The sequence below is a fragment of the Microbulbifer maximicatervae (SeqCode) genome (genome assembly GCF_052467505.1).
The window spans coordinates 4,504,880-4,519,089 of the sequence record NZ_CP174313.1 but is presented as its reverse complement, the minus strand read 5'-3'; the positions used below and the strand labels follow the sequence as shown (position 1 = coordinate 4,519,089).

The following is a 14,210-nucleotide window of genomic DNA, read 5'->3' as shown; positions in this document are numbered from 1 at the left end:
TCAGATGCAATAGATTATGAGTAATAACCCAATTCGAGTCGCACAGATACTCGCCGGTGCTGAGCACGGTGGTGCTGAGAATTTCTTTGTGCGTCTCGTCAGTGGATTAAATCCCCGCAGCGAAATTACAGAAAAAGCGTTTATTCGCAACCACGATCACCGGGTACAGGCACTGCGTAGCAACAGTGTTGAAACTGAAGGTTTTAAATTTGGTGGCAAGCTGGATTTTCTCGGCCGAAAAAAATACCGAGATGCCCTGAACCAATGGCAACCGGATATCGTGATGACTTGGATGGGACGTGCCACTTCAATCACCCCCAACTCTGAAAAATACCGATTGGTAAGCCGCCTAGGGCACTATTACAACCTGAAGTATTACCGTCACGCAGATTATTGGATCGGCATCAGCAAAGGTATCTGCCAGCATTTAAGGGACGGAGGCATCCCCAAGGATAAGATTTTCCATATCCCCAATTTTGCCGATGAGACACCAGTTAATCCGCTGCCTAGAAATAGCTTCAATACTTCGGAAGACCGGCCCCTGATACTGGCTGCAGGCCGCCTACATATCAATAAAGGGTTCGACACCCTCCTGCATTCACTCACCCAGGTACCCAACGCCACTCTGTGGCTTGCAGGTAGTGGCCCTGAGGAGAGCAAGTTGAAATCCCTGTGCCACCGACTCGGCCTGGAAGAGCGGGTTCGCTTCCTCGGTTGGCGCAATGATGTCACCACCCTGATGCGCACTGCGGATATGTTCGTGTGCCCTTCTCGACATGAGGGCCTGGGCTCTATTGTGATGGAGTCCTGGGCCCATCGCTGCCCTATAGTAGCGACAGACTCTCAGGGCCCTGGAGAAGTGATTACCAATGGCAAAACCGGTCTGATTACCCCTATCGATAATGCCGATGAACTGGCCAAAGCCATGAAGTCCGTTATCGAGTCGCCGGAATTGCGCCAAAGCCTGATCGAAAATGCGGCCGAGGAGTACGCAACGACTTATGCGAAACAGGTTATCGTCGACTCCTATATCGATCTATACGAAAACCTGATGAAGAAAGGGCGCTAGCGGTGAATGGCAGCCACCGAATACCCGGTGGCTGCTAAATCGTATTTTTCGTTTCGTGCCAAATCGTACTTATTGATAGGCCGGGGGCAAATCCCGCAAAAGAGCGCTAACCCCATTGGCGATCAGTCGTTGACGCTGCTCAATACTATCGGGGCGTGTTAACAATTCGCTGGCTCTCCCCCCCCAAATCACAGCCCCGCCCGGGCGCCCAATACCCACACTCATAATCACCAAGGGGGCATCTGTCAGGGGCGGTAGTTCCACCACATCCTGTGGCGCATTGCTATCAAACTGTTTGTCCCAGCTGGGATCCCGGGTATCACCGGAGAAAAACTCATCGACTACCGCAACCTGGTAATCCACCACCATATCCGCATCCTGGTCCTGGGAGACTTGGCGATATCCTCGTTGCTGTAACTCTGCGGCAACGGTATCCCGCATTTCTTCATCCAACTCCACCAGCTGGGCAGAGGCATCTTCTGAGCCACTCAACGGCGCTACCCCCCATTTATACGTGGCAAAGGCAACCGGTGGCTCCCCGGTAGCGGCTTTTTCAACCTGTATCTCCTGGCAACCCGCCAATGCCAAGATACTCAGCAAGCCTGTTAATAAATAGCGCATAAAAACTCCTACATTTCCGTACTTATTTTACTGGTTCGACCGTGCCGTACAGTTCTATCTTAGGACTCCAGGTATACCACTTGGGTTCAGCTTTCGGGTAAAGAGGGAAATGGCTGCCCGACTCCACTTCAAATCCCATAAAAGGGGCTTCTGGCGTGGCAAATGCGATCCCCCCCTGCAACAGGGCCTGAGCCGATTCCGTGTTGATATTAAGCCCACTTTTCAGACCGAAATTCACATCGACGCCACTGGCATTCCAAAACACCGTATGCTCTCGCACCAGGGGCTGGTATTGGGGTTCGATATGAACATAGATATACACTCGATCAGCATACTCCCCCAAGGAAAAACCTGTAACCTCTCCCACTTTTACCTGGCGATAATAAACCGGACTCCCTGCTACCAGAGATCCTCGCCTCGCAGCATCCAGGATAATTCCCAGCCCGGGGCGGGTAAAAGTTTCTGCAAGATCCTCTTCCGGTGCCTGTTCCAAAGCGTAAAACTTTGTCTGAGGATCACCTAAGCCGGGCTCAAGCGCCAGGTATCGCCCTGTAATCAGGGTATCCAAATGGGCGATCTTATCGATGCTAATTTGCGGGGAAACCACCCATATACGAGTACCCTCCCGAGCAAACTGCTCTCCACGGTGATAAAGCTTGGCCCTGGCCCACACCTCGCCCAAAGAGCGATCGAGTCTCAGGCGAGTAATCTCTCCAACTTGTACCCCGCGGTAGCGCAACGGTGCTCCAACTCTCAGCCCCTCGGCACTGACAAGGCTGACTTGAATTTGTATTCCCCCCTCCATAGCCGCTTCCCGACTGCTGAAAAGAGGGAACTGGTCTCCATTTTTTGCCTGCCCGCCTTTTCCAAGGTCTTCTCGGCGTATGCCAAAGGCGATACCGCCGCGCAGAAGTGACATCAGCGAATCTGCCTCCACTTCCACCCCCTCGGTCAAGCTTGCTGTAGCCCGCAATCCGCTCACATTCCAGAACCGAACGCCTTCCTGCACAAAGTGGGCATAGCGGGGCTCTATCACCACATAAACTTCTACCCCCTCGCCATCCCTACGCAATTCCATTCCCTGAACTTTTCCTACCTCTATACGGCGAAAGTAAACCGGCGCGCCCCGCTGCAAAGACCCGGGATTGCGTGAAGTGAGGCGTAAATGCAGCCCCGGCACACGGGGATCCATCGGTGGCGCAGAGGTTCGCGCAGTGAAATTGCGCTGGGAGCGCTGTCCTTTGCGCAAGTCTACTTCTATACGATTACCTTGGATTAAATCGTTTAACCCGCCAGTAAAATCGAAGGTTGGGGGGGCTAGCCAAAAACGGGTATTTTCGGTGAGCAATTCATCCGTTGTAGGATCCATCAGAACTTTGACTTCCATACCATTCAAACGGCGGTTTGCCTTGGTCCCACTGACTTCCCCTACCTGGATGCCCTGATAGTAAACCTTCGTAGAATCCGGAGTAACATTCACCCCCTGATCGAAATTTAATGTCACTGGAATTCCCGCATCTGCTGCGGCAAAATTTTTATATAACTCAAACTCACTACCATTTACAGCGAGTGGAGACTGACGTTGATTTTCCGGGGTATAAAAACTTACGCCCCCGGCAAAAAGTGCTGCCAGGGATTCTAAATTGACACTGATACCGCTAATACCGCCTTCAATAGAGATCCCTGAACTATTCCAAAAGCGGCTGCCCCGATGAACCAGATAGGCATATTCCCGACGAATAAATAATTCGATACTGACTTCAGTTCCGTTTCGATCCAAACGGTAATCCGCTACCTGACCAACTCGCAGCTGACGATAATATACTGGCGATCCACGACTTAAAGAGCCCAAACGACGGGACTGCAAAACAACACGCAAGCCATCCCCACGGATAAATGCAGGAGGCTGATCCAGCGCAACAAAGTTGCGTTTGCGCTTACCACTACCTGATTCAACGGCAATATAATTGCCAGAAAGTAGTGTTTCCAAGCCGCTAATACCGGTAATAGATAACTCGGGTTTTACTACCCAAAACTCAGTGCCCTCTACCAATAAATATTCTGCACTGCGATTTAAACTAACTTCGGCCAGAACGCCATCGGCTCCATTCAGCTCTTTCGCATTAGGTACAAGGCGCACATCCTGGACCATACCAATATCGACCCCGGAATATTTGACCACCGTTTTTCCTTTTACCAGGCCATCGCCAGAATGAAATAAAATAGTGGCTTTAACGTCTCCCTCTGACAAATCCTGATAGAGCAACCAGAGAGCAATCAGCCCCGCGATCAAAGGTAAAATCCACACTAGGGGTAACCCCCTGCTTGCGCGCACTACTCCCCGCTGAGCGCCTCCATCCAAGCGAGACGCATCACTCGTATCCTGCGGGGGCAGCTCATCAGCCATTTTCTGCGGCGCTCCTATGAGCCGTTTCTGACTCTACTGCAGACTCATATAAATCTCCGTCATAGGCATCCCAAATTAAACGGGAATCGAAAGTTCGTGCCGCCAACATGGTTACCACTACCACAGAGGCAAAAGCTGTCGCACCAGCTCCAGCAGTTACCTGGGAAATAAATCCCATATCCACTAGCGACACCAAAATTGAAATCATAAATAAGTCTAAGAGTGACCAGCGCCCGATGCCGGAAACTACTCGATATATTTTCATGGACTGAATGGGGTCGAAGGACAGGCGCAACTGAATTTGGATCAGGAGCAATCCCAATCCCAGTAGCTTCATCACAGGAACTGCAATACTGGCAACAAAGACAATTAAAGCTATTCCCCACATTCCCGAGTTATAGAGTTGCATGACCCCGCTAATGATGGTGCTGGGGTCACCGGCACCTAAATAAACTACTGTCATTATCGGTAACACATTGGCAGGTAAAAGCAATAAAGTGCCAGTAATCGTCAGAGCCCAAGTTAACATCAAGCTTCCTTCGATTCTGCTGTGTACTCTCGCTCCACAGCGCGGACATCGGCAACGACCATTTTGGGGAAGAATAATTAATTGATGACAGCACAGGCAGCTGGTTAAGCCTTTTTTTAAACCTTTATTTGGTACGCTATTCACAAGCTTGTCCCTTAAGCGCACGACGCTGTGCTAAGCGGTGCCAAATTGCTGTTTGGTCAAAACTCAGGGAAGAGAGATTTGCCAGTAGCATCATGGCACCAAAACAGTACAGCCCCGGTTCTACCTCCATCTTGCCCAAATCCCGTAATTTAATCAGGGCCACCAAAATTCCGAGCATATAGACATCGAGCATGCCCCACTCTTTTAAGTGCTGGTAAAAACGAACAGCATTGGATACCGGCCGGTCAAGCCAGGCCCAAGCACTGCCCCAACAAATAAATAACAACAGGGCAAATTTACCTACCGGAGCCAGAACGCTACAGAAAAGCACCAGCGCCGAGAGCCAAATAAACCCCGCCTTGAAAAGAGAGTAAACGCCATTAAGCAAGGTACTTTCTGCACCAAATGAGAACAGGGAAAAGTCGAGCAATGGCAAGCTGACAGAGGGAATAAACAGTAATAGGCCGGTTAGACTGAGAGCCAGTGTGTAGTAAATACTATGATTGCCATTGCGATGCAAAGTACAGCGACATCGTGGGCAAATTAACTTTTGTCCCGGAGGCGCCAAGCCGCCGGTTAAAAGTAGATCGCATTCGTGACAGACCCTCTGCCAATCGGCCAGCGCCGCGCTGCGCTCCTCATTCATGGACAGTCAGTCCTTGCCTTATTCTGCACAATTTTTGCCGCATCCAAATGCTTATGAGGCGCGTCTATTGAAATATAGGCCCTCAACCTTATTCAATGGGCCAGTGTTATTGCCAAAAAGTTACCAATAAACGCACATAGGTGTCGGTTTAACGAAGATATAGCAAAAAGCCGAAAGCCGTCTCGACGGTCGGTTTGACCCCGGGTAAACTCTCGCGACTGCTATTGGGGAGACTGGCAATATTAGTAATAATCGCAAGCTGGAGCCCTCCATATCCCCACTACATGACACCAGCTCCAAATAACTTGCAAAAGCTTGAAGACCGTACCCTCCACAGGAAGTCGAAACAGATGAAAAGAAGTAACCGCACAGAGCCGCAAGGCCGCAAGTTGCGTCCGCTGAAAAAACTAATCGCCGCTACGCTGCTGGGCCTGGGCGCCATGCAGGCGCAAGCCGACACCCTGTGGGATATCTATACACAGGCCCTGGAGAATGATCCTCAATTAGCAGCTGATCGCGCTGCTTACCACGCGGATATCGAGGCTAAGTACCAGTTTCGTGCATTCCTGCTTCCTCAGGTAAATGCTACCTTCGAAGCCGCTAGGACTCACTCTGATAGGAGCCAAAATTCTGCTCAGTTACTGGATTTGACTGATAATGACGACGACAGTGATGTCGAACTAGTGGACTTTAGAAGCCAAACTAGCAATTCCTTACAGGAAAGAACCTATAGTGCCAACCTGACCCAGGCTATTTTTGACGCACCAGCCTGGTTCGATTATCAACAGGGCAAGAGATTAACAGAGCAGGCGACAGCAGAATTCAGTGCTAACCAGCAAGAAATGATGATTCGTGTCGCCACCGCCTACTTTGACGTATTACGTGCTTACGACGTGCTAGAGGCAGCTGCTGCCGAAGAACAAGCCCTAGCTAAACAGCTGGAACAGACGCAACAACGCTTTGAAGTCGGTCTAACAGCAATTACTGATGTCTACGACTCCCAGGCTGCCTATGACAGTTCCGTTGCCCGGCGTTTAACAGCTCAAGACAACCTCCTCAGTAACTTTGATGCCCTATCAGTATTGACCGGAGGCTACCATGATCAAGTAGCTCCTCTGGTAGATGATTTCCAGGTAGCTCCGCCAGTGCCTTCAGATCGCGCCGATTGGGTTGAGTTTGCCCTCGCCAACAATTTTGTCCTTAAAGCTGCACGACTTGGCGCCGATGCCGCCCGCTATAACGCGCGAGCGGAAGCCAGTGAACACCTACCCACCGTCACTGGCTCGCTTTCTTATAATAAACTCACTCAAGATGGTAACGAGAAAAATAGATTCAGCGACATAACGGGCAGCCAATTTGTACGTTACCCGCAAGATATTGACCAATGGGGAACAAGTGCAGGGGTAACTGTAAACGTGCCCATTTTTACTGGTGGCCTTCTCAGTGCCAACCGTCGCCAGGCTAGAAACCAAGCCTTCCAGGCCCAGGACCTTAGTGTTCTTGCAGAGAGAGATACTATACAAACCACGCGCACCCTGCACCGCGCTGTTGTCACCGATGTATCGAGAGTAGCAGCACGTGAGCAAGCCGTCGTTTCTGCCAAGAGTGCATTGGATGCGACTCAGGCGGGATACGAAGTAGGCACCCGAAATATTGTAGATGTGCTCCTGGCTCAGCGGACCCTGTTCGATTCACAAACTGACTACGCCAACTCACTGTACGACTACATTCTAAATTCACTGAGCTTGAAGCAAGCTGCAGGACTCTTATCCCCTAAAGATCTTCAGGATCTGGATATGATGCTGAATCCTGCAAATAATGTCTCTCGGGTAGAGGAAACTGGCGGTACCAGCCTTCCAGCACCTTCGAAGTAACTGCGTATACGCATCTACCAGAGAGCAGGATTTTTATTCTCTCTCTGGTCTTCATTCTGTGTAGCCAGCCGCTCCACCTCGCCCAGTAAGCGCTGCAAAGCACCACTATTTTCTGAAGCTACTTTTTTCCCTCTCTGACCGGCGGCTTTTCTTTGCCCCACATCTTCCAGCCAAGCCTGAACTTGTGAAGCCATCGATTCACTGTCTTCGACTACAACCATGGCTCCAGCCTCCTGCAACAAACTGGATACAGTGGCGAAGTTATGCAGGTGGGGACCGGAAATAACTGGCACACCCCAGGCAGCGGGTTCAATCATGTTGTGGCCACCAACAGAAACCAAGCTACCTCCCACAAAAGCAATATCACTGGCTCCATAGAAACGCAGTAACTCCCCCATGGTGTCTCCCAGGATAACCTCATCACTAGCTTTAATGGCTGTGCCTTCACTCCTTCGAACCAGGGCAAAGCCACGCTCCCGACACAGGCGGGCAACACCATCAAAACGCTGTGGATGCCTGGGCACCAACACGAGTAAAAGATCTTTAATCTCTCTCTTCAAAATAGAGAAGGCATCCAAGATCACCTCATCCTCACCCACATGGGTACTAGCCGCCAGCCATATAGGCCTGGAAGACTCCCCCCGCCACTGGTGCGCCAGCGCCTGGGCTTCACTGGCCAGTCCCATATCAATACTGAGGTCAAACTTGATATTGCCGTTGGCTACTGCTCTCTCCGCTGGTAATCCCAGATCGATAAACCGCTGCATATCCGCAGGGTATTGCGCAACAACACGATCCAGGTTGTTTAACATTGTTCGACTCAAAGAGGGAAAACGCCCGTAACCTCGTGCAGATTTTTCACTGAGCCGTGCATTGGCCAATAAAATTGGGATCTTCCTGCTCGAGCAGAGCTTGAGTAGGTTGGGCCAAAGCTCAGTCTCTATAATCACCAATGCACTCGGGCTAAGCGCATTGAGAAATGGCACCAGGCATTCAGGGAGGTCATAGGGAAGGTAGTAGTGAAGTAAGCGGCCACCAAGAATTGGCTGCAAGGCTTCTTGTACGCGCTCGGATCCGGTTGGAGTTGTAGTCGTTACCAACCACTGCCAGTCTGTATGTAGCGCAGCCAATTTAGAGATCACTGGTACGGCGGCTAGGGTCTCTCCTACAGATACAGAATGGACCCAGATTAACGGTGCCCGGCTGTGCCTTTTTGGAACCTGACCCAGACGCTCTCTTAAACGCAACCGATAGGCCGGCTGGCTACGCCCTCTCCACCAGAGACGCAAAAGGACAACAGGTAAAAACAGGCGGAAGAGCCAGGAATAAAATATTTGCATGAAGCAGGGATCACCTAAAGATCAATATTGCCACCAAAGAAAGTGCAATAATGACGGTTATCTCTTCCAGGTAAAACACCCCCGTAAGGAAGGCCTCAGGCCATTAGTGATCGACCACCCGGTAAAACTCAGAGCGCACCCCAAAAACACCACAAGCCATGCCGGCTGAACGGCAAGCGCGGAGCCAAGGCCCAGAACCCAAGCGCTTTCCACCGAAAATCAACCCTAAAATACAGCCTATGCTGGAGATCAACAGCTGTCCCAGAGCTGATACAAAGATGCTGGTATGACCGCGACCTTTGGCAAGTTTATGCTTTGCCAGAGTGATACCAGCGGAGAATTTTCTACGCGACAACCAACGCATATTGGCGCGACTCTCTGGTACAGCCTCGTAAACCCTCGCCTCCAGGCAGTAAACAATCTTTCCGCCCTTGGCCTTAAACTCTGTGAAAAAAATCACATCTGTACCGGCACCTAGAGGGTCCTGCTCATTAAACCTCAGGCCTAGCGAGCGGATACTGCTCATCGGTATTAATACATTGCTGGTCGCACAGTAGTTGAGCTGTTCTCCAGTCTTTCGTTTCTGCCGATAAAAAATACGTGAGTAATAGGCAGGCACAGAATCCGGCCAACGCCGAACAACACTGCCACAAACCACGCTACTGCCCCCCAGCTTTTGTGAGTAATCATATAGCTGGATTAACCAATCGGGCTCTACCCACTCATCATCATCAATGAAAACTAGGTAGTCAGCTCCCATATTATCCAGTTCATCGATACAGCGATTACGTGCACAAGGGATTCCCCGCCGCTCTTCAACAGCACAGTTGAGAGGAAAGGGAAAACTTCCCGACAACTCCCCCACAACTTCCCTACCAGCCTGAGTGTCCGAATCGTTATCGACGACCAGTGCAGCCACATTTAAGCCCGTGGGTAGCTGTAGCTTGGCCAGGCTTTGCAGAGAACTGCGAAGCCGCTCCGGTCGCTGATAAGTACAAATACAGATCACTAACAAGGGGTGCAATGTAAACTCCAGATTACGGCCAAGGACAAATCGGATATAAGCTATCTGAGCTGGGTTAAAAAAGAATCAGCCTATACCCTTAAGAATGACCTGTCTATAATACCACTTTTGCCAAACGCTTTATCAGGGCATCTATGCTCCATATTATATGCTTGTGCCCGACCTTCCTTGCTAAAACGCAACCCATTAGTCAAGTTAATTCAAAAAACTATTCTTATAAGCCCTGGTATATCTCCCCATGAAAATTATGCAGCTTTTGCCCGCCCTGAACTCTGGGGGGGTTGAGAGGGGGACCGTTGATCTTGCCCGCTACCTGGTAGCAGGTGGTCATCAGTCAATCGTTGTTTCCAGTGGGGGGAGCATGGTCGAGCAACTAAAAGCTGAAGGCTCTGCCCATATTGAACTTCCAATCCATAAGAAGTCTCTCTTTAGCCTGTTACAGGTCAGACCACTTCGAAAGGTTATCTCTCGTGAGAAACCTGACATCATCCATGTGCGTTCCAGGGTTCCGGCTTGGCTAGCCTATCTTGCCTGGCGAAATCTTGACCCAACTGAGCGCCCCCGCCTTGTAAGCACTGCTCATGGCCTTTACTCCATAAATCGATATAGTGCGATTATGGCGAAAACCGAACAGGTAATCGCAATATCAGAGTGTGTGAATAGCTACTTACTGGAGAATTATGCAAACGATCTAAAGCGTCCCCCACAAATCGTTTACCGGGGTGTAGATACAGATGAGTTCAATCTCGATGTCCAGCCATCGGAGTCCTGGTACCAAAAAGTACACCAGGATTTCCCCCAGCTTGCCGGCAAGCGCTGGCTCCTCTTACCCGGCCGGCTGACCCGCTGGAAGGGACAAGAAGACTTTATCGATCTAATCCATCAACTAGTCGAAAACCGTTCTGATGTTCACGGCATCATTCTCGGCGGAGCGGAGAAGAACAAGCAGCACTACGCCGATGAATTGGAACAAAAAATTTGCTCAATGAAGCTTGAGAACCACCTTACTCTAGTTGGTCATCGTAGTGATATACGCCACTGGTATAGTGCGTCCAGTTTGGTGTATAACCTATCACGTCGACCCGAGCCATTTGGCAGAACCGTTATAGAGTCCGCTGCGATTGGCACACCTATTATTGGTTATAACATTGGGGGACCGGCAGAGTCGCTTAATGCCTGTTTTCCTCAAGGGCTAGTTGATATCAATGATCCAGAAGCCTTATTCACGCGTACTCAGGAATTGCTCGACAGCCCTGGGCAAAAGCCTCATTTATCTACCGATTTCACATTGGGAAGGCAGGCCGAACACACTATTGAAATCTACAAGAGCCTACTCACAGAGCGTACCGGAGCGAACCCGCGTGATTAATTTGAGCCAGAGCGAGCCGTTTGCCAGCGGAGGCAATCGCTTTTGCTACCGACACCCGGAGCGGTCTGAACTCTGTGTCAAGGTGATGCGACCCGGCCGAACAGCGGAGCTATTGGGGCGAGCTCCCCTGGTACAAAACCTGGCGAGGGGAATCATATTTTGATGACAATCTTCGCGAACAGGAAGGTTATAGCCAGCGGGCCATTGCAACTAATCGAGATGGGCTTTGGCAACATCTGCCTCGATGGTTTGGGATACAGGAGACCAGCTTAGGCCCCGCTGCCGTCACTGATATGATTCTTGACGCTGATGGCAATCCGGCACCTACTCTTCGCCAATACCTAAACAAATATGGACTCAATACCGAGGTGCGCGAATCTTTACAGCACTTTTCTGAGTGGCTGCTTGAGTATGAAGTACTCACCAAAAATCTGATTGCCCACAATCTGGTCCTGCGAAAAGAGCAGGGGAAACTACAAACTTACCTGATTGATGGGCTGGGTTGTTCCTCTTTCCTGCCTCTGCCAAAAATTTCTAGCTACTTTGCGAAACGCTATATCCATCGCCGTATCGAGCGCATGTGGCTGAGAGTCGAGTGGGAAATTTCCGATAAGGAAACCCCCTGGCGAAAATATGAAGCTGAGGGACTCAAGCGCTAACGGCTTGGCAACCCTGATCGACGCAACAATGCTTGAGCACACAATAGGTATTGATCCAGGGGGTCACGCTGGCCTCCTGCCTTCACCTCAAGCTTTTCACTAACCAAACCTTGATCCAAAAGTCGTAATACCGCTGAACGCACCTTATTAGACTTGCTGCGACTCGGAACCCGAATTACACCGACCTGGGCCCGACTTTGTAACGACTCGAATAGCATAGAGATACTGTCCTCAGTGACCCAGATTGTCTCCGCTTCCGACAACTGCTTCTGAAGCCAGCCCGCCGGACAAGAGCGCCAGTCAACCAACTCAACACTGCTTTTCTCCAGCTGCTCCATGGTACCCGCCGGTGTTCTCCGACTGTCAGAGATACACCAACTCAAGGGTTGGGCCAATAATTTCTCAACTTGCTCCCGGATTGAGAGGGTATCCCAACTGTAATGCTTGCTGGGTCCACCCAATAAAATAAGCCCCCTTCCAGGCTGCAGTACATCGCTCTCAAGCGGTTCAGTCAATGCGCCCTGGCTCACAATCACATTAGGTAGAGGGGGCGGACGGTCGTGTTCGGGTACGACCGCAAAATCAAACCAGCTGTAGGGTAACAAAGGGCGGTTAATTGCCACCGCGCGACCACCAAACCGGCAACGGGCAGACAGCATGGGAAGTCGGCTGCGGCGACCTGTGCCGATCAAAAAGTCGGGGGCTGGCAACTCTTCCAGCTCCTCTCCCGTTTTCAGGAGAATACGGCTGGCTGTATATTCTGGTGATATATCAAAAACCTGCACCTCCCCGATATAACTCCTGCGCACCCCTTCAATCAGAGCTACACTCTGCTTTTCATGAGCCCGGTTGCCATCTAAAAAACGCCAAATAATAAGTTGCAAGATAGGACCCTAAACTACTGAAACACCGGAATACAAGGCAGTGTACCTAGCGCATTCCAGTGGAGCTACTGTAACAAGGCTATGGGAGCCCCAAAACATCCAGTATACTCCTTCCAGGGAGCTCCAAAGGGTGCCCCCGGTGAATCCATGCCTCTCAGGAGACCCCGTTAAAGCGCTCAGCCAAACAGGCATCCGCTACTACTTTGTGTAAAGCCCCACAATTATCACTAAAAAGCAAAATTAGAGCGTTCATGGACAACAGACTTTTATATAGTACTCACCTATACAGCCTATTTCCGCGCATCTAAATACAAAATTTTCTGAATGGCCGACAGTTGCACCTATGCCTGAACTTGGAAGTACTCTAAACAAGCTTTCCCAGCCCGTTTATCGCCAGCAAAGCTCACTGTGGATTTCAGGTCTGCTCAAATGGGCCTTTCTTGGGTTATATATACTGGTATGTGGCTACTATGTTTCCCCCAAAGTATCGGGAGTACAAACCAGCTTCTACCTAACTTTAGTGCCCACAGCCCTTCTACTGCTGGCGTGGCGAAAGAGCTATCACTTCCTGATTTCCTGGCAGTTCCTAACCTTTTGCAGCCTGCCTATCATTCTAGCGCTTTCAACACTGTGGGCCTCTCCGGATACCGCAGATGTTTATAGGCAATCTGATTACTACTGGAAATTGGTATTATACCTAGCTCTATTTTACTGCGCTGTTTTCTTCCTGTTGGAGCAGTACGGCGACAACATCCTCCATAAGCTATTACTCTCGCTTATTGTGATTGGACTGCTATCCGGTATTGCCTCGCTAATTGCTTATTCCCTTGATGGCGGTCTCCAGGATCTCCGCCGGATTGGCGGTATATCTCTTGAGGGCAATATTGATAAAACAGGAATGCTATTTGGTTTCCACGCTCTTTTTTGTTGCTATGGTCTCTACCAAAAGCCCCGTATTTGGCGCTGGTTATCAGGAGCAGGCTTACTCACCTCCTGTATCTACATAGTTTTGTCACAAACCAAAGTCCCAATTGTTATGGCGGGCTTTTCAATTTTCTTGGTTGTATTCGGCAACCTTTCGCGCCTGCTGAAAATTTTAGTTGTTGTGGCTATCGTCTGTGTTTTGCCATTGACCTATTTTGCCTTGTATGGTGACTTGCCCCTCCTACACCGGGGTAGCGCTTACTCTATACGTCTGACACTCTGGCAAAAAGCCTTTGAGGAGTTCCTGCAAGCCCCACTATTTGGCCAGGGATTAGTGCATAAGAAATTTATTGCACTAAACAGGATGGTGCCCCATCCACACAATTTTCTTCTGGATATCGCGCGTTTTAGCGGGCTATTGGGGCTGGCAGCCTGTGTCTGGCAAGGGCTTGCAACTCTGTGGACCGTGAGATCCAAAGAAAGACTTTTGAGTTGGATTCCTGGTTTGTATTTCACTTGGTTCCTGTTCGGTGTACTGGCAATGCTGATATACGCCCAGCAACCTTTGGCTAAGCCCAATTATATTTGGTTCTTTTACTGGATCCCCCTGGCTATCCTGCTGGCGCGAAGCAGCATTGAAGACCGGGGTTTGAGTCAATATAAAACTATCCGGGAAAGTAACCCTCAAAAACAGTAACCGCTGAGAGATAGAGTCACACT

Annotated in this window: 12 protein-coding genes; 5 read left to right on the top strand and 7 right to left on the bottom strand. The window is 50.1% G+C overall.

What is annotated here, in order from left to right; genetic code table 11:
• Window positions 1-16 precede the first annotated feature (16 nt).
• Window positions 17-1,069 (top strand): glycosyltransferase, encoded by a 1,053-nt coding sequence (locus tag ACJJIN_RS19965; protein WP_444895910.1) that lies wholly within the window; start codon window positions 17-19, stop codon window positions 1,067-1,069.
• A gap of 69 nt (window positions 1,070-1,138) precedes the next feature.
• Here ACJJIN_RS19965 and ACJJIN_RS19960 read toward each other — a convergent pair whose 3' ends face one another.
• From ACJJIN_RS19960 to ACJJIN_RS19945, 4 genes are all read right to left on the bottom strand, one after another.
• On the bottom strand, window positions 1,139-1,690 hold the full coding sequence (locus ACJJIN_RS19960; RefSeq protein WP_444895909.1) for a DUF4136 domain-containing protein: 552 nt from the start codon (window positions 1,688-1,690) through the stop codon (window positions 1,139-1,141).
• 22 nt (window positions 1,691-1,712) lie between these two features.
• The gene (locus ACJJIN_RS19955; RefSeq protein WP_444895908.1) at window positions 1,713-4,097 is read right to left on the bottom strand and encodes a PqiB family protein; all 2,385 of its coding nucleotides are present in this window, start codon (window positions 4,095-4,097) and stop codon (window positions 1,713-1,715) included.
• The gene (locus ACJJIN_RS19950; RefSeq protein ID WP_444895907.1) at window positions 4,090-4,626 is read right to left on the bottom strand and encodes a paraquat-inducible protein A; all 537 of its coding nucleotides are present in this window, start codon (window positions 4,624-4,626) and stop codon (window positions 4,090-4,092) included. The genes ACJJIN_RS19955 and ACJJIN_RS19950 overlap by 8 nt, the downstream gene beginning before the upstream one ends.
• Before the next feature lie 136 nt (window positions 4,627-4,762).
• A complete protein-coding gene (locus ACJJIN_RS19945) occupies window positions 4,763-5,416 on the bottom strand; it encodes a paraquat-inducible protein A (protein ID WP_444895906.1) in 654 nt (217 codons plus the stop codon).
• A 350-nt stretch (window positions 5,417-5,766) separates the two neighbouring features.
• Here ACJJIN_RS19945 and ACJJIN_RS19940 point away from each other — a divergent pair, with 350 nt between their 5' ends.
• A complete protein-coding gene (locus ACJJIN_RS19940) occupies window positions 5,767-7,290 on the top strand; it encodes a TolC family outer membrane protein (protein ID WP_444895905.1) in 1,524 nt (507 codons plus the stop codon).
• A 14-nt stretch (window positions 7,291-7,304) separates the two neighbouring features.
• Here the strand turns inward: ACJJIN_RS19940 and waaA are convergent, their stop codons facing one another.
• Together waaA and ACJJIN_RS19930 are read right to left on the bottom strand one after the other, a co-directional pair.
• Window positions 7,305-8,630 (bottom strand): lipid IV(A) 3-deoxy-D-manno-octulosonic acid transferase, encoded by a 1,326-nt coding sequence (gene waaA / locus ACJJIN_RS19935; protein WP_444895904.1) that lies wholly within the window; start codon window positions 8,628-8,630, stop codon window positions 7,305-7,307.
• A gap of 103 nt (window positions 8,631-8,733) precedes the next feature.
• On the bottom strand, window positions 8,734-9,654 hold the full coding sequence (locus tag ACJJIN_RS19930; protein WP_413663554.1) for a glycosyltransferase family 2 protein: 921 nt from the start codon (window positions 9,652-9,654) through the stop codon (window positions 8,734-8,736).
• A gap of 238 nt (window positions 9,655-9,892) precedes the next feature.
• Between ACJJIN_RS19930 and ACJJIN_RS19925 the strand changes: the two genes are divergently transcribed.
• Complete coding sequence (locus ACJJIN_RS19925; RefSeq protein ID WP_444895903.1) at window positions 9,893-11,023, top strand: glycosyltransferase family 4 protein; 1,131 nt, start codon at window positions 9,893-9,895, stop codon at window positions 11,021-11,023.
• 203 nt (window positions 11,024-11,226) lie between these two features.
• Window positions 11,227-11,682 (top strand): YrbL family protein, encoded by a 456-nt coding sequence (locus ACJJIN_RS19920; protein WP_444898276.1) that lies wholly within the window; start codon window positions 11,227-11,229, stop codon window positions 11,680-11,682.
• On the opposite strand, the gene ACJJIN_RS19915 is transcribed toward ACJJIN_RS19920, so the two are convergent.
• The gene (locus tag ACJJIN_RS19915; protein WP_444895902.1) at window positions 11,679-12,566 is read right to left on the bottom strand and encodes an ELM1/GtrOC1 family putative glycosyltransferase; all 888 of its coding nucleotides are present in this window, start codon (window positions 12,564-12,566) and stop codon (window positions 11,679-11,681) included. The two genes, ACJJIN_RS19920 and ACJJIN_RS19915, sit on opposite strands and share 4 nt — an antisense overlap.
• Window positions 12,567-12,909: 343 nt before the next feature.
• Here ACJJIN_RS19915 and ACJJIN_RS19910 point away from each other — a divergent pair, with 343 nt between their 5' ends.
• The gene (locus ACJJIN_RS19910) at window positions 12,910-14,187 is read left to right on the top strand and encodes an O-antigen ligase family protein (protein ID WP_444895901.1); all 1,278 of its coding nucleotides are present in this window, start codon (window positions 12,910-12,912) and stop codon (window positions 14,185-14,187) included.
• Window positions 14,188-14,210 lie beyond the last annotated feature (23 nt).